Source organism: Actinoplanes sp. NPDC000266, from assembly GCF_042899005.1.
Lineage (GTDB): Bacteria > Actinomycetota > Actinomycetes > Mycobacteriales > Micromonosporaceae > Actinoplanes.
In genome coordinates, this window is sequence record NZ_JBIAZI010000025.1 from 43,609 (window position 1) to 61,012 (window position 17,404).

Below are 17,404 nucleotides of genomic sequence, written 5' to 3' on the forward strand. Positions count from 1 at the left end.
ACGCCTGCAGACCTTCGGAGCTGCGGCTCGCGGCCGTGTCGGCCAGCGCCGAGGCCGGTCCATCGGCGAATGACGGCCGGTCGGTGGAGACGCCAATCTCCACAGTAGACAGTGACGGCTGAAGGAGAGTCATCGGTTAGTCCTCGGTGACGGGATCGGACGCGTCAACTGTCGAGGCCGGGCACGGCCTCGACGGAAGGGGCCTAGCTGTCGCGGATGGTGTTGGAGTGTCGCGCGGTGGGCAGGGTCGCGGGGCCGCGGTTGTCAATGAACCCTGGCTGCCTGATCGCGGCACGGATGTCGCCGATCCAGGTGCCCATGTCGGCTGGCTTGTACGTCATGCAGCTGTGCAGCAGGAATATGGCCCGCTCCGGGGTATATCCCGGCCCCGTTCCCATATTTGCTAGGTACAGGTGATTGCCGAGCACCAGAGCAACCGCGAGCTGGATTTCTACCGGCCAGTCAGCATCCGGGTCGCCCCCGAAATGGTCCAGCGCCCATCGGCAGCGCGCGGCGACCTCACGGGCGAAGGGGTCCAGCTGGGGCCCAGTCGTGGCCGCTGGCGCGGTCGGCTCGGCTGTGTGGTCCTTCACGTGGCGGGCAACAACACCGACGATCCATGCGGCTGGCAGATTGCGGTGCTCGTCCAGCGGGTGAGTCTCGTCGAGCTCCGGATGATCTGAGCAGCGCAGGAAGGCCGTATCGGCGCTGACGTGCAGGTAGAGGTTCTCAGCGCCAGGCACCACGCCCTGTGACTCGGTCATCGGAGCCCCTTCTTCCTGCCGGCCGGAAAAACAGCGCTTTGCGGCGCGCGGGTTGGTAGGCGGCGGATGCCTGCAACCCCGGACGGTTGCTGACACCCGCCGCCGGCTCGATGGGCGCCGCTCGCGGTCATGCGAGCGCCGCCATTCGCGGGGCGTGCAGAGTCGACGTCGCCCAGGGATGCGTGGAAGGCCTCCTGGCCTCGCATGAGGCTGAGCACCGCCTGATCGCTTCAACGCTGACCAAGAGCTGAGCCCAGGCCATCGGGTAGCCGCCATCGGGATGGAGCTCGTGGCCCTCCAGCCAAAGCCAGCCGCCGCCGTACCACAGCGAGATGTCCTCACGGATGCGCTCGACTCTGAAGAGCAGCGGAGACTCGCGATAGCGAACATCTCCACTGCCCAGGTCAAGTATCTGGCCCACGGCCGGCCGATGCCGCGGGGCCTGAGCCGCGTCAAACCCGACCGTCACGACGACCTCCATCCGTTTACGACATGCGACCTGCGTGTAGCAGGTCCTGGGGATCTCTCGGGCCTACGACTACCGGGTGTGGCTTGATTGACGCCTGCGGCCGAGGTTCATGCGGCCCGGGATTTGGCGCCGAACCTCGATCGGCTGTTTGTGTGGTTCCACGATCACGCCTAACGAATAGGCGTGGAAGGAACGGAGGTGGGAATCGACTGGGAATCTTATGGGAATGTTCCTGGGGAAACTGTGCTTGACCTGCGGTGATGCTTTCCGTCGACGTTTTCGTGCGTTGATGGGGGCCTCGGGTTGTGGGTTACGATGCCGATGTCACGGCCGCTGACCACTTTAGGCGAGCGGCGGCGGTCGGCATCGGAGGTTAAGGCGTGAAGGTCAGCCCCTATGTGTCGAGGCTGGAACTTGCCGACGAATTACTCGATATTCGAACGCAGGCAGGACATTCCAGCGAGACGCTGTCACTGGCGACTGGAATTCAGCGGCAGAAGATCAGCCACATGGAGACGGCCAGGCGGAGAGTCGGTCCCGAGTCCGTCGAGGCTATTCTGACGTGTCTCAGCGTTGAGAGCTCACGTTTCGACTATGTGATGCGGCTTGCCCTTCGGGCGGCGGAGGCCGGCTGGTGGGAGCGGTTCGACGACGAGATGGGGCCACGTCAAGCCCGGACCGCGGACCTCGAACAGGGCGCTGACGACATCTTCCAATACCATCCCTTCCTCTTCCCGGGCCTCCTGCAGACTGAGGCCTTCGCGAAGGTACGGGCGGAGGCCGACCGGCCCGCGAGCAATCGGCGTTTCTCTACGGCGAGGATGCTGGAGGCGCGCATGCGGCGACAGGCGATCTTGTCCGGGCCGGACGCCACACCGCTCGAAGTCGTCCTGGACGAGGCCGTGCTCCTGCGCAGGTCGGCGCCGGCCGAAGTCATGCAGGAGCAACTGGAACATCTGGTCGGGTGCGCGCTGAACCAGCGGAGTGTGACCGTCCGCGTTCTTCCCTTCTCGGCGGACATGAACCGGCACGTGCAGGCACGAACCGCGTTCTCGCATTACACCTACACCGATCCCGATTCGATGGTTGTCGTTGTTGACACCAACGTCGACGACATGCTGTTCCATGATCGCGCTCGTAAGTGTCACGACAAGGTGGCCGTCTACAAAGACCTGGTGGCGCAGCTGCAGCGCTCGGCGCTGAGCCCTTCGGAATCCGTTGAGTTCCTCACCCGTGCGGCTGAGGATGATTTGAGTAGGAGATAGCAATTGAACGAGCAAACAGAAAGCGCCCGTCCCGCCCGGCCGCGCGGGCAATGGTTCAAATCGACACGCTCCGGCGGCGATTCCGACTGTGTGGAGGCCTGCTTCCTCGAGAGCGGTGACGTGGCCGTCAGGGACTCGAAGAACCCCGACGGTCCGAGGCTGATCTTTACCGCGTCGGAGTGGGGAGCGTTCATCGGCGGGGCTAAAGACGGCGAGTTTGATCAGTAGTACCCGTACTACACTCCGCTGAACGACAGGTGGGGAGCCGACATAGAGCAACGTGGGCTTCCCACCTGAGCCCGGGCTCGGCACGATGACCACTTCACAGGCTCGCGACGTCCTGCAGCGGGAGACGGCGATGGCAGAAGACGGCAAGCGAAACGACCTGTTAGCGAGCGCCCGCGAGCGGCTGGGCCTAACGCAGGAGGAACTCGCTGACGAGGTCAACAAGCTAGTTCCGCCCGCCTACGCGATGACCGCCAACGACATCAGCAAGCTCGAGCGCGGCAAAGTTGAGCGACCACGGGGGCCACGTCGGCAGGCGCTCAGAACCGTCCTTGGAATTTCCACCGACGCCGAACTGGGCCTTGTACGACGTGTAAAGCCAGGCGCAACATTACTGCCGGCGACCGGACGGCTCGAAGAACCCTCGCAGCTCCCAACGACGCTGGCCTCTAACCCGCCGTCAGACGAACTTGCGGTGCCTTCGAGCGTGGCCGGCATCAGTAACCGTGCCGCGGAGCGCGGTGGGCATACTGAGCGGTCCCACCCGGCAAGCAACATCGGCGATCTGGATCCGGACGCGGCGCTCGAGCTAAACCTCGAGCTCATGCAACCGGATCCAGAGCAATCGAAGCCCCGAGGGAAGGTGCTCCGGGCACCTTCGATCGTCGCGGTCACTGCCCCGATGGCAAGCGAGTGGACTGGTGTCCATGTGGATCAGTTGACGGGCTCCTTGGACACCGACGCTGTTCCGACGGACACTCGTCACGTGCTTCGTAGAACGATCCTCACGGCGTTATCCGCTGCGGCCACCAGCATGCTCTCCGGGCAGTCAACTCAGCCGGTGCGGTCAGCTGATGTCGGCGACCCGTCTCTCATGGCCGACGTCGATCACTGGCGAGAGGCAATTTGGGAGTACGGCTATGCCTATCACGTCGCGCCCCGTGAAGAGATGCTGGCGGACTTGCAGGCCGACCTTGCGGCGATAAAGGCTCAGCTGACGTCCCATATGGCGTCCGGGGCTCCGGAAACCAAGCCGATCGCGGCTATCACTGCGCAGTTTGTGGCGCTTGCGGCTATGATCAGCGTGGACCTTGGATACGCTCGTGAGGGGCGGCACCTTTGGCGATTCGCGCGCCGATATGGGTCGATTTCTGAGGATCCCGGGGTTCAGTCATGGGTTAGAGGCCACGAAGTTACGTCTGGTATATATCAACAACGTCCGATTGAGGTTCTAGAGAATCTCGCCAGGCATGCGTTTAGCGATCAGGTGAAGTCAAGTATTACCGCTGGAGGCGCCGAACTGCTCGGGGGCTATGCGCAAGTCCTGTCGCTACAGGGGAGGACGCGGGAGTCGCATATTGCCCTGATGCAGTTGAGGGAAACGTATGAGCGACTTCCTTCCAGCGTTACTAGTTTGCGTGACTCAATCTTCGGCTGGCCAGAGCAGCGGCTGAGGCACGTTGAGTCATTCACGGCATCGATGGCAGGTCCCACGGCTGACGCGTACAGTGCGCAAGATTCCGCGCTGCGCTTGTATGCCCCAACCCGGCCTATCAGCCGATGCCAGATTGAACTTCACCGGGCGAGATGCCTCCTGCGGGACGGCTACGTTGGCGAAGGGCTTCGCCACGCTCGCGATGCGGTCGCGACTGTCGAAATGCCGCGGCGGAAAGAGTTCGTTCTTGCTGTTGCTGACCGAGTGTCCGAAGTAGTTCCGACCCAGGAGCGCCGAAGGGTCGAGGCTCGAGAACTAAATGATTTACTCAGGATAGCGCGAATGATGCCGGGCGAATAGAGGAGAAATGGCGCAGCAGTTCACTCTTAACTTTTGGTCTGGTTCTGAGGTAGTGGCCAATATCCAGGAACTTGCTTCGATTTACACCGAGGTCTACGCCGAGCCGCCCTACAACTCGGGACCGCTTTGGTCTGCTCAAAGTTTTACTGCCCGTACCGTACGGCAAACGGCACGCGACGGGTTCTCTTTTGTTGCGGCTCAGCAGGATGGCGAGCTTGCCGGATTTTCGTTCGGATTGACTTTCGGGAAGGGAAAGTGGTGGTCCGGAACCGCTAGCCAGCCGCCGGAGGGGATCCTTAATGCTGAGAAATTCGCAGTGATCGAGTTAGTCGTCCGAAAGGATTGGCGAGGTAGCGGAATTGGTCGTAGTTTACTGCGCCAGCTACTTGCCGGGCGGAGTGAGGAATACGCAATTCTGACCGCAGTTCCCGAAGCCCCCGCTCGGAAAATCTACAGCCGCTGGGGATGGCTCCGGACCGGAACCGCGCACCATGCCCCTGATGCGCCAATCATGGACGCGCTTCTCCTGCCCCTCGATAATGTCAAGGCGGCCTCTCCGGGCTTGGGCTGACTGTGGATCCGGTTGGTGTCGCGAAGCAACCTAAGAACGGGCCTTCCACGCATTCAGGAGTTCGTGCTCGCGCTCGCCAAGCAAGCCATGGTCAGCCGCGCGGGAGGCCTCACCTTCTCCGGCTACTGCTGTCCCTCCGCCCGTCATCCATTCCCGGGTCTCGGCCACTGTCTCTGGCAGCGGGCGACAGCGGGCCGGCCTGCTGAGCTCGTGAGCTATCGATGTTCCAAACACCGTCTTGGGTTCGCCATAGAGGTAGTTCTGTCCATTGCTCGATGCCCTGCTCGATTAGCCACTCGGGGTCAACCCAGAGCTGAGGCGGATCTCGCTGATGCTGAAGGCGACTCCGCGTGGGCCTACTTCTTCATTAGAGGTCAACTGGACAGTACTAAAAGCGTCTGCTTTCTTTCATTTGGACGGGCGCTTGACGCGTCGGATGTTGCTCAAGCAGCGTTAGAAGAAATCGAGCCATCCTTCGTGCGGAATTTGGGAATATGCTCGACCTATCTAGGTTTCGCGCACCTGAGTGTGGCGAAGGCGGAGGTCGCTGAAGGAGCGCGAGCATTCGAGGATGCCGTCAAACTGAGTGGCCACAATCACTCAATTGGACTCGCGCAATCGCTGCAAAGCGGCCTTCGAATGCTCACTCGCTGGTCGGATGAGCCTGCGGCACAAGCAACCCTCGCCCTGGCCCGCTCCTACCGCTTGATTTGACGAAGATCGTCCAGGCTGTCGCGTAACAGCACATCAAAGACCGGCGCAGCGGCAGAATCTCCGCCCTCCATCTGCCCCACGATGCGCCATCCCCAGTGTTGATATATTGCCTTCGTGTCTAAAGCGGTTGGTTGGACGGTCAGCGTTGCCCGGGCCTCCGAACGCGATCCAAGGAGTCCATGGTGAAGTGCCCTGCCGACTCCCTTACCGCGAGCATTCGGAGCGACGGCGAAGTCATACAACATAAAGGTGCGCCCGTTCCACTCTCTTGTCGTTTCCTCTGACAGTGGTTTGAGGAGATAGTCCCAGCGTTTGGTAGTTGCGGGAATAGTGAAACCGTATGCGAATCCAATGATGTCGGTTGCAGTACGACCCAAGACGACTCCGAAGGATGGGTCCCCGAGAAGCTGCATTAGACGCGCTCGGTGTAGAGCTGACTCGTCGCTTCGCCAATGGAACGGAGGCCGTGAAAAGGTGTCGTCGTACACCTCGCAAATCGCATCCAAGTGGGTTGCGGCTAGATCGGCTGCCCCTGCCTCCACTGCGTACCCCATATCCGGCATGGGGGACAGCCTACGACTGCAACAGGCGCCGAGTCACGGGCTAAGCGGCCAACGCGAGGGCGGCCTCTCCGGGCCTGGGCTGACGGCAAATTCCCCTCAAATTCCCATCGGCATGGCGTTCCCGGGCCAATCGATGAGTGTGACTGTGGAAACGGGCCCGGGTGAGGCAAGCGCGCTGTATCTCAAGGTGCGGCCCTCTATCGGCCTCTCCCGCCTGCCCGGCCTGACTGGCGCCTCGCTCCACTGGCTGAAGGGACTTCATCATCATGTCTGCAAATGGCGGCCGATCCCGGCTTCCCCTGCAACTCGCGCTCCAGCACGCCATGACCACGAAGCATCCCTTGCGTGCGCTGGGTGCGGCTAACGCCATCGCTGCCAGTGTGGCCGCTGAAGCCGGTTTCGACGCACTGTGGATTTCCGGGCTGGAGGTGTCGACGTCGATGGGGCTTCCCGACGAGAACGTCCTGACCGCCCAGGACCTCGCCGGCGTCGTGCTTGCCGTCGGCCGGGTCACGGACCTGCCGGCCATCGTCGACGTCGACAACGGCGGCGGTTCGCCCGCCTCGGCACGCCGGACCGCGACTGACCTCGCCAAATCTGGCGCGGCCGGACTCTGCGTGGAAGACAGCCTCTTCCCGAAGATCAATTCCTTCGCCACCCACCGCGACCAGCACCTCGCCTCGATCGATTCCATGTGCGGGCTGCTGACGGCGATGCGCGCAGCCGCAGGTGACTCGATGACGTTGATCGCTCGCACGGAAACGCTGATCTGCGGCGGTAGCGTCGGCGACGCCTTGCAGCGGGCGTCGCTGTATGTGGGTGCCGGCGCCGACGCGGTTCTGATCCATTCCAAGGACCGCGCTGGCAAGCAGGCGCGCGACGTTGCTGGCGCTTGGTCGGATGGCCGCACGCCGCTGGTGTCAATCCCCACGGCGTTTCCGCAACTCGGAGTTCAGGAGCTTGGCGCGGCCGGCTACTCGCTGGTGATCTACGCGAACCAGCTCACCCGGGCCGCGTACGCCGCCATGCGGGCTGCGGCGGACGCGTTCACCGCTACGGGAACGTTCACCGCGCAGGACGGCTCTGCGCTGCCGAGCGTGCAGGAGCTGTTGCAGATTTCGGACAGGAGCGCCAATGCCGTCATCTGACGCTGCGGAGGCCCCGGCCGTGTCCTCTCCTGTCGTGGCTGCTCTGCTGGCGATGAGCTTCGACCTAGCCGTTGGTGTGCCCGACTCACATCTCCAAGCGTTGATCGCCGAGTTGGAGACGGCGATGCCGGTGCACGTGGCACCTCGGGAGGACGCCGCGGTAGCGGTCGCGTGTGGGCTCACGCTCGCCGGCCGTATCCCCCTGCTGTACATGAAGAACGCCGGCTTGTTCACCTGTGGTGACGCGCTCGTCTCGCTGGCCACGGACATCGGTGTCGCAGTGACAATGCTGGTCGGCTGGGCCGGCACCGGCGCCGATATGTTGCCGCATCATGTGGTCAGCGGCGAGCGGACCGTCGGGCTGCTGGAAGCGCTCGGCGTGGCCTGGCGCGACACCACTGACCTCGGCGAAGACGGCGTCGCTTGGGTCCAGGACTGCCGTGAGCGCCGGCAGCACACGGCGATCTTGGTTCGTCCGGGAGGAAGCCATGGCTGACCGGTCTGTCATCGCCGGCGAGGCGGTACGGGCGGCTGACTTGCTGGGCTGGCCGCTGTTCGTCGGTAACGGCTTTCTTTGCCGTGAGGTAATGGCCTTGGCTGCTCCGGGCCAGCGGCCGGTGCTTCCTCTGCAAGGAGGGATGGGTTTGGCCACCGGTGTCGCAGCCGGTTACGCGTTGGCCGATCGGAACCAGGGCGCCGTGGTGCTGGAGGGCGACGGCAACCACGCGATGGGATGGGGCTGTGCTCAACTCGTCGGTGCTCTCGGCGTGCCAGTCTTGCACTTGGTGGGCTGTAACGGCGTCTTCCGCTCGACCGGCGGGCAGCAGGTACCCCATGCACCGTCGCTGGACCTGCTCGGCGCCGCCGCGGCGACGCTGCGATACCGGCACAATGTTCCTGTCTCCACCGACGACGACCTTGCGCGTCTGGTGGATCGGCTACCCAGTATCGACCTGCCCTGCCTGGTCTACATTGCCGAAGACACCAACGGCCAGGCCCCTCCGCGCCGTGATCTGCCCAGCGCCGCATACGCCGAACACCTGCTCAGCGGCGGAATCCGTCATCCTGCCGAGGGGAAACCATGCTGAAGCTTGCTGGCCTAGACGCCATTCAGGCGATCTCTATCCGCGGCGACCTCACCGGTTACGACTGCGACATCCGGCCGGGAACCGGCCGTGAAGGCGACGTGATCGCCGTCCGCGTCACCGACCCTGCCGGCACCACGAAACTCATCGACTCGGCCGAACACACGTGGCCGGTGGCCGCTGGCACGGTCATTCTGGGGGTACTCGCCACCCGAGACTCGACCACGCACACCTCAGGCGAGATTCCCGCGCAGGGCATCCCGATCGGCGGCGGAACCCCGCTGGCGTGGCTGGGCGGCCAGAGTGGTCTGATCGGCCCTGTGACCTGGACCCCGCAGCCGGGCAACACCATCGGCGCGCAGGCCTGCGGATACGTCGAAGCGCTCGGCCTGGCCTTTGCCGGCGACGAACCACTCAACATTGCAGCCCTTAGCCGTGAGCCGAAGAGCACGGCGGCGACGGCGCCGTTGCTGGTCATCGCCGGCACCGCCGCCGAGGTCGGCAAGACCACCGCCACGTGCCGGCTCATCGCCCACCTGACGGGAACCGTGGGGCTCACCGTTGCAGCGATCAAGCCCACCGGATCCGGTGGCATCGTCGACTCGCGCGATCACCGGCAAGCGGGAGCCGCCGCCACGTTCGACCTGGTGGACTGCGGCCTACCCACCTCCTACACCGACGCGGGTCGGTTCTGCGAACGCATCAGCCGGATCCTGCACTACGCGCAGGAGATCAACCCGGACGTCGTCGTGTGCGAACTAGGCGGCGACCTGGTCTGGGGCAACAACGACGCATTCTTGTCCCAAGCCGGGCTCTTGGATCGGACGCTCGGCGTTCTGTGCATCGGCAGCGACGCCCCGGCCGCCCTCGGCGCGGATACTTTCTGGTCGAGGGCCGGCCTCGATCGGGTGGCGTTGACCCACGCGCCGGCGTACTTCCGCAATCCGTACACCTTCGGCCAGCGGCTGCGGCAACTGCTGTCGGCCGACGTCCCGATACTTGCCGACATCAGCGCCGCAAACTTGCGGCGCTTCGCCGACGCGGCTCTCTCCAATCGCCCACGACCCCGCATCAACGATCAGGCCGAGGCGGCCACCTGCACCACGTGATGCACGACTGCCTGTAGGCCGGCCGACCGCGATCCTTTGACCAGGACGACATCGCCGGCCCGCAGCAGGTCGATGAGCAGATCCGAGGCAGCCTGCGCATCCGCCACCCGATGAACCACCACTCCTGCCGCCTCGGCGCCATCGGCAGTGCGCGCAGCAGCGTCCTGACCGACGGCCACGACCACATCGACGCCCAGCTGCCCAGCCAACGCGCCGACGGCGTGGTGCTCTTGGCTGGCAGTGATACCGAGCTCGGCCATCTCACCGAGCACGGCAATGGTGCGTCGACTGCCGCGCATCGCCGCCAAGGCCTGAAGTCCGGCGCGCATCGAGTCCGGGTTGGCGTTGTACGAGTCGTCAATGATCGTGCTGCCGTCAGGAAGATCGTGTCGCTGCATCCGGCCGGCGGACGTGGCGTGGGCCATCGACAACGCCGACGCGACCGCGTCCGCCGGCATGCCTTGCGCGTAGGCGAGAGCCGCAGCGGCCAGAGCGTTGTGGACATGGTGCTCGCCGAACAGCTGAAGCGACACCGGCGCAGACCCCGAAGGAGTGACCAGCAGGAACGAGGCACGCCCGTCGCTGTCGAGCTTCACATTCTCGGCGCGGACGTGCGCCGCAGGACTCCGGCCGAACCACACGATCGTGGCTTCAGTACGCGACGCCATCTGCGCCACCAGCGGGTCGTCGGCGTTGAGCACCGCGGTGCCCGCAGGGGTGAGCGCCTCGACGAGCTCGCCTTTGGCTTGGGCAGTCGCTTCTTTGCTGCCGAACTCGCCCGCGTGCGCGGTCCCGACGTTCAGGACGACGGCTGCATCCAATGCAACGATCGAGGTCAGATGGGCCAGGTGCCCGATCCCCCGGGCGCCCATCTCGAGGACCAGGTAGCGGGTGTCTTCAGTGGCGCTCAGGACGGTCACCGGAACACCCAACTCGTTGTTCCGGGATCCGATCGTGGCCGTCGTGGGACCTTGCCGGTCCAGGACCTGCGCTACGAGGTCCTTGGTCGACGTTTTTCCGCTCGATCCGGTGATGCCGATCTTCACGGTGCCGTTCATGCGACGGGCCGACCACCCCGCCAGAGTCGTCAACGCGTCACCGACATCGGGTACCACCACGGCAGGCGCAAAAACGGGCCGCGACGCCAGCACGCCGACGGCACCGGCCGCCATGGCATCGGGAACGAACCGGTGGCCATCATCGTGCGCTCCGACGAACGCGGCAAACAGATCGCCCGGCTGAACTGCGCGAGAGTCGAACACGACGTTGCCGGTGACGGTCTGATCGGGGCTTGCGTCGTGCACCGTTCCGCCAGTCACCTCGGCGATCTGGCTGAGGGTAAGGGGCAACATGATGCCCTCCGTCTCTGTCCGGGGGTAGATCCGAGGCAGGCGATTGGTGCCGTGAAACTCCGCGTATTCGGGCACAGGCAAAGCATCTTAGCGAGACGCTCAACCACCCGGCGTCCCAACCAACGTACGGACATATGCGATCAAACCACACGGCACGACAGGCCGTATGCCGACCTCGACCGTCGGGAAGTCGGACAGCAACCCGCTGGGTTCCCGCTGCGGCTCGTCGACGGGGTTCCCCCGGTCAGGGGACAACGAGATCCAGCGACCGCTTGCCTGACATAGTGCCGCTACCACCGATCGCAGCCAAGGCCGGATGCCGAGCTGTCCGGGATGACCGTCTCTGGCCCCGAGGACCCGGTCCGGGGGTTCCCCAGGCCTTGCACACCCCCACAGAGGTGATCTGCGCGGCTGGGCCAGGCGGCGGTAACCTACCGGCGATGCCCTCACCGTGGCTGGAGGAGTACCGAGGATGAGCGATACGGCCGGAACCAGCAGGATGAGGCAGACCAGCTTCCGCAGTGCGGACGGTCTGCTGCTGCGAGGATCCGTCGACTCGCCGGCTGGATTGCCGGCGCAGTGCATCGTGTTCGTCCACGGCGGTGGCGTCACCCGCGAGGAAGGCGGTTTCTTCACTCGGCTCGCCGCCGGACTTGCCCAACGCGGCGTCGCGTCGCTGCGCTTCGACCTTCGCGGGCACGGCGAGAGCGAAGGCAGGCAGGAAGACCTGACCTTGTCTGCCGTGGTCAACGACATCCACGCGGCGACCGCTCACCTGCGCCAGCTTTCGGGCGACGTCCCGATGAACGTCTTGGGCGCCAGCTTCGGCGGCGGGATCAGCGCCTACTTCACCGCTTCCTACCCGGATGAAGTCGCCAAACTTGTCTTGATCAATCCGCTGATCAACTACAAGAAACGGTTCATCGACGATAAACCGTACTGGTCGCACGACCAGATCAGCGACGACGCCGGACGCGAGCTCAGCGAGAACGGGTATCTACCGCACTCACCCACGTTCAAGCTGGGACGCCCGCTGCTCAACGAAGTCTTCTATCTGCGCCCGGAGCGGGTCATCGATCAAATTCGTGCGACCACGTTGGTGCTGCACGGCACCGGCGACACCTTCATCCCGGTGGAAAGCTCACGCGAGCTCGCGACGAAGCTCCCCGGCGGGAGCCGGCTGATCGAGATCGACGGGGCGCAACACGGCATCGCCGTCCACGATGATCCGCAATACCTGAACCCGCAGACGCAAGCCTGGCAGGCCGCAGCCATCAAAGACATCGGAGACTGGATCCTGTAACGCTCCGACGGGCTGACTGCCCGAGTCTCGGATGGCCGTGGTGGCTAGAGAGCATGCATCAGCCTCCGGAAGGACTGAACCGGAGGGCGTTGCTGCCAGGGCCGTAGGGCAATGCTCAGCCGAGCGAGTTCCCGCAGCGTTCTGGTGGACCCGGCCGCCATGGCCCGGGGCACTGTCGCTGTACCCACCGACGCGGCATCGTCGGGCCGTTTCGCCGCAGCCAGAGACTGGGCCTGCAGCGCCGCGAAGTAGGCGTTATCCCGGGTGGAGAACAAGGCTGGCTTCAGGGTGCTCTGGTAGATCTCGGCGGCCTCCTCCGGTCGACCGGACTCGCCGTAACAGATCGCCGTCTGAACTTTGAACAGCGCGGCGTCGTAGTGAGCGGCCAGACGAACGTGATCGGCGGGCTCCTGCTCGAGCAGGTCGCGCGCCCTCTTGAGAGTGTCGTCAACGGTCGCGCGGCTGGCGCCTCGCATGGCCAGCCCCCGGGCCTGCTGCTGGACGGCCTCGGCCATGATCCGGGTGGGTAGCCGCCACGGGCCGGCCTGTACGGCTTCAGCGAGCCCGAGCATGCGCCCGGCGTCGCGGGCGTCCCACGCCGACTGGCTTTTCTTGATCAGGATGTAGCCGGGCATGGCGTAGTCGGTGGCCTCCATGGCCCACTCGCAGGCCCGGTCGCGCCAGTAGTCCGCGGCCGCGGGATGACCGGCGTCGCGGTAAAGCCAGCCGGTGAACTCCGCCGCGCGGGCTCCGACGCGCAGCAGCGGCTGCCGTACGGCCCATCTCACCGTACGGGCGTCGCGCTGGACGATCGACACGATGCCGAGGGCGCCGGGCAGTGCATACCGTGGGCCGTGGAGGCCGTCGTCGATGGCACACCGCGCGAGTTGCTCGTCGAGGAATTCAACGAGCGTCTCGTCGAGATACCGTCGTGCGTCGCGGGCGACGGCCTGGATCCGGTCGAGGTCGTCGAGGGTCAGCGCCGGCGCGGCGATGCCGATACTCGCCGCCGCCGATACGTCCAGGTCGAGGTGCTCGCCCGCATGGACCCGGGCCGGCTCGTTAAGGGCGTTCGTCTCGGTGTGGTGTCCGGCGGTCGTCCCGGCCGATGAGAGGGTCTCGGCGGCGGGGAGCGTCTCCGCGGTTCTGGTCCTGCGGTTGATCAGGCCGATCTCCGCGTCGGTCGCGACGTTCAGGAGTTTGCGGTAGGCCTCCCGACGGTACTTACGGGGGTAGGACACGATCCCGCGTTCGATCTTTCCGATATCAGCGCCGGAGACCGGACCGTCTTGATCGCGCGGGTCCATGATGCTGTTGACCCGGTCGGCGAATTCCTCTCGGGGCATCGGACCGTCGCCGTAGGCCGACTTCAGCCGAAGCCGGGCAGCGCGGAAGAGCTCATTCGGGACTGGAGGCGACGAGGCCATGACGCTAGTGATCACCACCCGGTGGAAGCCTGCGGAGCCTGAGTGTAAGCATCCCTCCCACGATCTGGGAACCATGGCCGGGCATACCGGACAACCCCCGAGCAAGTACCGCTAGGAGTCGTTGTTCTACGGCAGTCAACAGAGGATACCGGGCAGAACCAGGCCCGATATGCCAAGCCGGACTCGCCGGGGGCCGAGTGCCGGGACGCTTTGATTCCCTCTAAATTCCTCCTTGCTTCCCAGCGATCTGGCGTTCCCGGCGGGTCTGCGGTACGTGATTGTGGAATTCCACGGTGGTTCCCCATCACCGGCTCCGTGGAAGGGGATGACGGATGCACACGATCGCCTCCTCGGCCCGGCTCGCCGGGGCGGCCGAGGCCCCGCTTGCAGGGACCCTTCCCGGTCGGCCGGGTCCGCAGTGATGACGACACGGCTGTCCGAGCCCGCGTTCGCTGCCGACGACCTGCCACAGCTCTCGGCGGGCAGCGGTGGCCTGCTGGTGGCCGCCAAACACCGACCCGGGCCCAGTGCCGCCCGGGCGGGCAAAGACAACGGCCTCGGGCCTTACTGGTGGCTGCCCACCCCAGGGTGGGGCACCACCGAAACAGCGATGATCTTGGTCCGCGCTCCCGGCATTCGCGCGCTGACCCTCAACAACGACCTCGGGGGTCCTCATCGCCTCGCGGTCGCCTACTGCGCCCATCTGACGGCGGCTCGTGCCGCCTGGCACCACCCGGGGCCCTGGATCACCGCCGTCCGCGTCCCGAAGGTGCCAGCAGGACTGGTCAGGCTCCCGCACGTCGTCTTGACCATCGACGAGCACGGCAACCACAAGGACGTGGTGGTCTGGGAACTACTGACCACCCACACCGCCTCCCGCTGGCTCGGAACGCCGCTACCGGACCTGCCAGTCGAACAGCACCTGCCCGCGCTGATGGGCCTGCGCGCGGCAATCCGCTCCGGTGTTCTGCCCGACAGCCATGCAGGGCAGCGCCTGGGCGATCTACTGACGCGCCGCCACCTGTCGACCCGGCTCGTCCTCCAACACCCAGACCTGTTCACCGAGCTGTTCGAGCAACGGTGCTGACCGGCGGGATACCCGGCGGCGCCGGCTGGACCGGGCGCGGAAGCGGCGGCGTCGTCCGGCCGAGCGACAAAACCGCCCGGTCTGGCGACCCGAGCCGCGCGGCCGGTCGCAGCAGCCGTTCACCGTCCGGTACAGGTAAGCGATGACGCGGCCCCGCAAGCATCCACCGCCGTCGGGCACCACCACCCCAGCATCACCTCACCGCAACCAGCAAGGCCAACACCGCACGGTGGCTGCGGCCGCAACCCCGGAATCGGACATGACGACACTGCTCGACGCCGCCGGCCAGGCCCGGCACGACTGGGTCACCGCAGCCACCGTCGTGCTCTCCGCTGACCCGCGCGTGATGGCCGTTTCCCTGGTGGGATCGCTCGGCCGCGGCGCAGGCGACGCGTTCAGCGACGTCGACCTGATCGTCAGCGTGGCCACCCCGGTCCCAGCCAGCCTGCGCGCGGACCCGGTGACCGGACTGGGCCTGCCCGGCCCGGTGCTGTTCGTCAGGCCAAAACCGCGAAACGCGCCGGCCGGCGGGACCTACCTTGCCGTCTGTGTGGAGCTCGCGGGTTTGCCGGTGCTGGTCGATCTGTACGTGTGGCCGGCCACGACCGCCGTCATCCCGGCCGGCGGATCCGTGCTGTTCCAGCGCGGTGACGTCGCCAGGTCGTCGGTCGGGCTGGTGGAGACGCTCGCGGAACATCCCCCGGACGATCCGGCGGGCGCCGACCCGGACGATCCCGCCACCACACTGTTGCTGGTCCAGCTGGCGGCGAAGTACTGGGCCCGAGCCGACCAGCCCCGCTACGCCGGGATCTGCCAGCAACTTCACCTCCCCGCCGACCGCAGCACGGACGCTTTGCGCCGGCTCCTCGACAACCAGCCACCGGCCACCCCCGCCGACGCCATCACGGCGGCCCGGCGCCTACTCGCTGTCGCCGACGAACACCGGCACACCCACCACCGCGAGCCCCAACGTTGAAACCGCCGGCCTCGTGCCGCTATTCGAAGACAGGAGCTGTGTGACGATCCGGTATTTGACGGCGTCGGCCGTCGTCGTCGACGACCACAGCGGGGTGCTTCTGGTGCACCACCGCAAGTCCGGCCTGTGGCTGTACCCCGGGGGACACCTCGAGGCGAACGAAAGCCCGGCCGAGGCCGCCGTCCGCGAAGTCGAGCAGGAGACCGGCATCCAGGTGAGCGTGGTGGGTACGCCCCGCTTCACGCATCCAGCAATCCGCAGCCACCCGCAGCCGTGGACGATCATCGAGATGGACGTGATCGACCCGAAAGTGGGCCCGCACCGGCACATCGACTTCCTGTACGTCTGCCACCGGACCGGCGGCCGCCTGGCCCCACAACTCGACGAGGTGGCGGACGCTCGCTGGGTGCCGCTCGACCGCCTGAGCGAGCTCGAGCTTCCGGCGGAGATGCCCAACCTGACCGCCGCCGCCCTGCACTGGGCCACGACCGGCCGGCAGCCGGCGGCGCGGCAATGAGGAAACGGCCTGCAGGCGGCGGCAGTTGGTTGAGGTGCTCAGCGCATGGTGACCCGACCGCGCTTCACAGTCCAGCCCTTCCGGGGGCGCCCCGGGTGCCCGCGTAGGCGGCGCTTCCGTTACCAGTTCCCCGTTCCACAGAAATGAGGTGTGTTCGTGCCATCTGGCGACGCGCTGGAGGAGTTGACGCCGGAGGACGCCCGGCGGGCGCTGGTCGGCCGGCTGACCGGCAAGGGATGGATCACCCGGCCGGAGGTGGCGGCGGCGTTCCAGGTGGTGCCGCGGCATCTGTTCGCCCCGGCCGGCACTACCCTTTCGCAGGCGTATGCCGATGACGTGGTGATCACCCAGCGCGGGCCGGACGGGAAAGCGACCAGTTCGATCTCCGCGCCGTGGGTGCAGGCGTGCATGATCGAGGCCGCCCGGCTTCAGCCCGGCGCCCGGGTTCTCGAGATCGGCTCGGGTGGCTACAACGCGGCGTTGATCGCCGAGCTGGTCGGCCCGGCCGGGCGCGTGGTCACCGTGGATATCGACCTGCGTGTGGTCGAGCAAGCCCGAGCGGCGCTGGCCGAGGCCGGCTACCGGCAGGTGGAGGTGGTGCACGCCGACGCCGAAGACGGCCACCCTGGAGGCGTGTGGGATGCGGTGATCGTGACGGTCGAGGCCGCCGACATCCCACCGGCGTGGACGGCGCAGCTTGCCCCGGACGGGGTGCTGGTGGTTCCGCTGCGGATGCGCGGGCACACCCGCTGCCTCACCCTGCAGCCCGCGCACGGGTATCTGGTGGCGACGGCGTCGACGCAGGCGGGGTTCGTCGCGATGCAGGGCCACGGCCGTGACCCGGTCCACCGGATCCCGCTGCGCGGCCAGGACGCCGTCCTAGTCCTCGACGACCGCAGCACCGAGGTCGACGCCGAGGCGCTGCGGGCGGCGCTCGACGGGCCCCGGACGGAAGCGTGGTCGCCGGTCACGATCACCATGGCCGAGTCGTCCGGGTTCGAGTCGGTGCAGCTGTGGCTGGCCAGCCACAGCTG

At 66.0% G+C, this 17,404-nt stretch carries 16 protein-coding genes and 1 pseudogene; 13 read left to right on the top strand and 4 right to left on the bottom strand.

Annotated elements, in window-relative coordinates; all coding sequences use genetic code 11:
* Positions 1-203 precede the first annotated feature (203 nt).
* Complete coding sequence (locus tag ACFY36_RS51230; protein ID WP_499753225.1) at positions 204-764, bottom strand: hypothetical protein; 561 nt, start codon at positions 762-764, stop codon at positions 204-206.
* Between the two features lie 849 nt (positions 765-1,613).
* Here ACFY36_RS51230 and ACFY36_RS51235 point away from each other — a divergent pair.
* The 4 genes from ACFY36_RS51235 (at position 1,614) to ACFY36_RS51250 (ending at position 5,089) form a co-directional block, all read left to right on the top strand.
* Positions 1,614-2,498 (top strand): helix-turn-helix domain-containing protein, encoded by an 885-nt coding sequence (locus ACFY36_RS51235; protein ID WP_499753226.1) that lies wholly within the window; start codon positions 1,614-1,616, stop codon positions 2,496-2,498.
* Positions 2,499-2,501: 3 nt separating this feature from the next.
* Positions 2,502-2,726, top strand: a complete 225-nt coding sequence (locus ACFY36_RS51240) for a DUF397 domain-containing protein (RefSeq protein WP_499753227.1) — start codon at positions 2,502-2,504, stop codon at positions 2,724-2,726.
* Between the two features lie 85 nt (positions 2,727-2,811).
* Positions 2,812-4,518: a helix-turn-helix domain-containing protein gene (locus ACFY36_RS51245; protein WP_499753228.1), complete on the top strand. Its 1,707-nt coding sequence runs from the start codon at positions 2,812-2,814 to the stop codon at positions 4,516-4,518.
* 7 nt (positions 4,519-4,525) lie between these two features.
* Positions 4,526-5,089: a GNAT family N-acetyltransferase gene (locus ACFY36_RS51250; RefSeq protein WP_499753229.1), complete on the top strand. Its 564-nt coding sequence runs from the start codon at positions 4,526-4,528 to the stop codon at positions 5,087-5,089.
* 698 nt (positions 5,090-5,787) lie between these two features.
* On the opposite strand, the gene ACFY36_RS51255 is transcribed toward ACFY36_RS51250, so the two are convergent.
* Positions 5,788-6,366 (bottom strand): GNAT family N-acetyltransferase, encoded by a 579-nt coding sequence (locus ACFY36_RS51255; RefSeq protein ID WP_499753230.1) that lies wholly within the window; start codon positions 6,364-6,366, stop codon positions 5,788-5,790.
* Between the two features lie 323 nt (positions 6,367-6,689).
* On the opposite strand from ACFY36_RS51255, the gene ACFY36_RS51260 reads away from it, so the two are divergent.
* The 4 genes from ACFY36_RS51260 to ACFY36_RS51275 are packed head-to-tail and all read left to right on the top strand — an operon-like array spanning position 6,690 to position 9,708.
* Positions 6,690-7,514 (top strand): isocitrate lyase/phosphoenolpyruvate mutase family protein, encoded by an 825-nt coding sequence (locus ACFY36_RS51260; protein WP_499753231.1) that lies wholly within the window; start codon positions 6,690-6,692, stop codon positions 7,512-7,514.
* 34 nt (positions 7,515-7,548) lie between these two features.
* Entirely contained in the window at positions 7,549-8,010 is a 462-nt protein-coding gene (locus ACFY36_RS51265) for a hypothetical protein (RefSeq protein WP_499753232.1), read from the top strand.
* Positions 8,003-8,602, top strand: a complete 600-nt coding sequence (locus ACFY36_RS51270) for a thiamine pyrophosphate-dependent enzyme (protein ID WP_499753233.1) — start codon at positions 8,003-8,005, stop codon at positions 8,600-8,602. Before ACFY36_RS51265 ends, ACFY36_RS51270 begins: the two co-directional genes overlap by 8 nt.
* On the top strand, positions 8,596-9,708 hold the full coding sequence (locus ACFY36_RS51275; RefSeq protein WP_499753234.1) for a hypothetical protein: 1,113 nt from the start codon (positions 8,596-8,598) through the stop codon (positions 9,706-9,708). Before ACFY36_RS51270 ends, ACFY36_RS51275 begins: the two co-directional genes overlap by 7 nt.
* Here the strand turns inward: ACFY36_RS51275 and ACFY36_RS51280 are convergent.
* The gene (locus tag ACFY36_RS51280; RefSeq protein ID WP_499753235.1) at positions 9,678-11,060 is read right to left on the bottom strand and encodes a UDP-N-acetylmuramoyl-tripeptide--D-alanyl-D-alanine ligase; all 1,383 of its coding nucleotides are present in this window, start codon (positions 11,058-11,060) and stop codon (positions 9,678-9,680) included. The two genes, ACFY36_RS51275 and ACFY36_RS51280, sit on opposite strands and share 31 nt — an antisense overlap.
* 472 nt (positions 11,061-11,532) lie before the next feature.
* Between ACFY36_RS51280 and ACFY36_RS51285 the strand changes: the two genes are divergently transcribed.
* Positions 11,533-12,363 carry an alpha/beta hydrolase gene (locus ACFY36_RS51285; protein ID WP_499753236.1) on the top strand — a complete coding sequence of 277 codons (831 nt, stop codon included), beginning with the start codon at positions 11,533-11,535 and terminating at the stop codon, positions 12,361-12,363.
* A 44-nt stretch (positions 12,364-12,407) separates the two neighbouring features.
* Here the strand turns inward: ACFY36_RS51285 and ACFY36_RS51290 are convergent, their stop codons facing one another.
* On the bottom strand, positions 12,408-13,790 hold the full coding sequence (locus tag ACFY36_RS51290; RefSeq protein WP_499753237.1) for an NsdA family TPR-like regulatory protein: 1,383 nt from the start codon (positions 13,788-13,790) through the stop codon (positions 12,408-12,410).
* 421 nt (positions 13,791-14,211) lie between these two features.
* Between ACFY36_RS51290 and ACFY36_RS51295 the strand changes: the two genes are divergently transcribed.
* From ACFY36_RS51295 to ACFY36_RS51310, 4 genes and pseudogenes are all read left to right on the top strand, one after another.
* Positions 14,212-14,877 carry a hypothetical protein gene (locus ACFY36_RS51295; protein WP_499753238.1) on the top strand — a complete coding sequence of 222 codons (666 nt, stop codon included), beginning with the start codon at positions 14,212-14,214 and terminating at the stop codon, positions 14,875-14,877.
* Between the two features lie 259 nt (positions 14,878-15,136).
* Positions 15,137-15,853 (top strand): hypothetical protein, encoded by a 717-nt coding sequence (locus tag ACFY36_RS51300; RefSeq protein WP_499753239.1) that lies wholly within the window; start codon positions 15,137-15,139, stop codon positions 15,851-15,853.
* 40 nt (positions 15,854-15,893) lie between these two features.
* Positions 15,894-16,370 carry an NUDIX hydrolase gene (locus ACFY36_RS51305; RefSeq protein ID WP_499753240.1) on the top strand — a complete coding sequence of 159 codons (477 nt, stop codon included), beginning with the start codon at positions 15,894-15,896 and terminating at the stop codon, positions 16,368-16,370.
* 255 nt (positions 16,371-16,625) lie between these two features.
* Positions 16,626-17,404 (top strand): annotated as a pseudogene (locus ACFY36_RS51310) (methyltransferase domain-containing protein); the annotation flags it as partial.

Excerpts from the sequence above, each read along its gene's own strand:
- ACFY36_RS51275 (WP_499753234.1), top strand. The coding sequence starts at position 8,596 with ATGCTGAAGCTTGCTGGCCTAGACGCCATTCAGGCGATCTCTATCCGC.
- ACFY36_RS51230 (WP_499753225.1), bottom strand. The coding sequence starts at position 764 with ATGACCGAGTCACAGGGCGTGGTGCCTGGCGCTGAGAACCTCTACCTG.
- ACFY36_RS51300 (WP_499753239.1), top strand. The coding sequence starts at position 15,137 with ATGACGACACTGCTCGACGCCGCCGGCCAGGCCCGGCACGACTGGGTC.
- ACFY36_RS51280 (WP_499753235.1), bottom strand. The coding sequence starts at position 11,060 with ATGTTGCCCCTTACCCTCAGCCAGATCGCCGAGGTGACTGGCGGAACG.
- ACFY36_RS51250 (WP_499753229.1), top strand. The coding sequence starts at position 4,526 with ATGGCGCAGCAGTTCACTCTTAACTTTTGGTCTGGTTCTGAGGTAGTG.
- ACFY36_RS51255 (WP_499753230.1), bottom strand. The coding sequence starts at position 6,366 with ATGCCGGATATGGGGTACGCAGTGGAGGCAGGGGCAGCCGATCTAGCC.
- ACFY36_RS51260 (WP_499753231.1), top strand. The coding sequence starts at position 6,690 with ATGACCACGAAGCATCCCTTGCGTGCGCTGGGTGCGGCTAACGCCATC.
- ACFY36_RS51295 (WP_499753238.1), top strand. The coding sequence starts at position 14,212 with ATGACGACACGGCTGTCCGAGCCCGCGTTCGCTGCCGACGACCTGCCA.
- ACFY36_RS51285 (WP_499753236.1), top strand. The coding sequence starts at position 11,533 with ATGAGCGATACGGCCGGAACCAGCAGGATGAGGCAGACCAGCTTCCGC.
- ACFY36_RS51290 (WP_499753237.1), bottom strand. The coding sequence starts at position 13,790 with ATGGCCTCGTCGCCTCCAGTCCCGAATGAGCTCTTCCGCGCTGCCCGG.
- ACFY36_RS51270 (WP_499753233.1), top strand. The coding sequence starts at position 8,003 with ATGGCTGACCGGTCTGTCATCGCCGGCGAGGCGGTACGGGCGGCTGAC.
- ACFY36_RS51245 (WP_499753228.1), top strand. The coding sequence starts at position 2,812 with ATGACCACTTCACAGGCTCGCGACGTCCTGCAGCGGGAGACGGCGATG.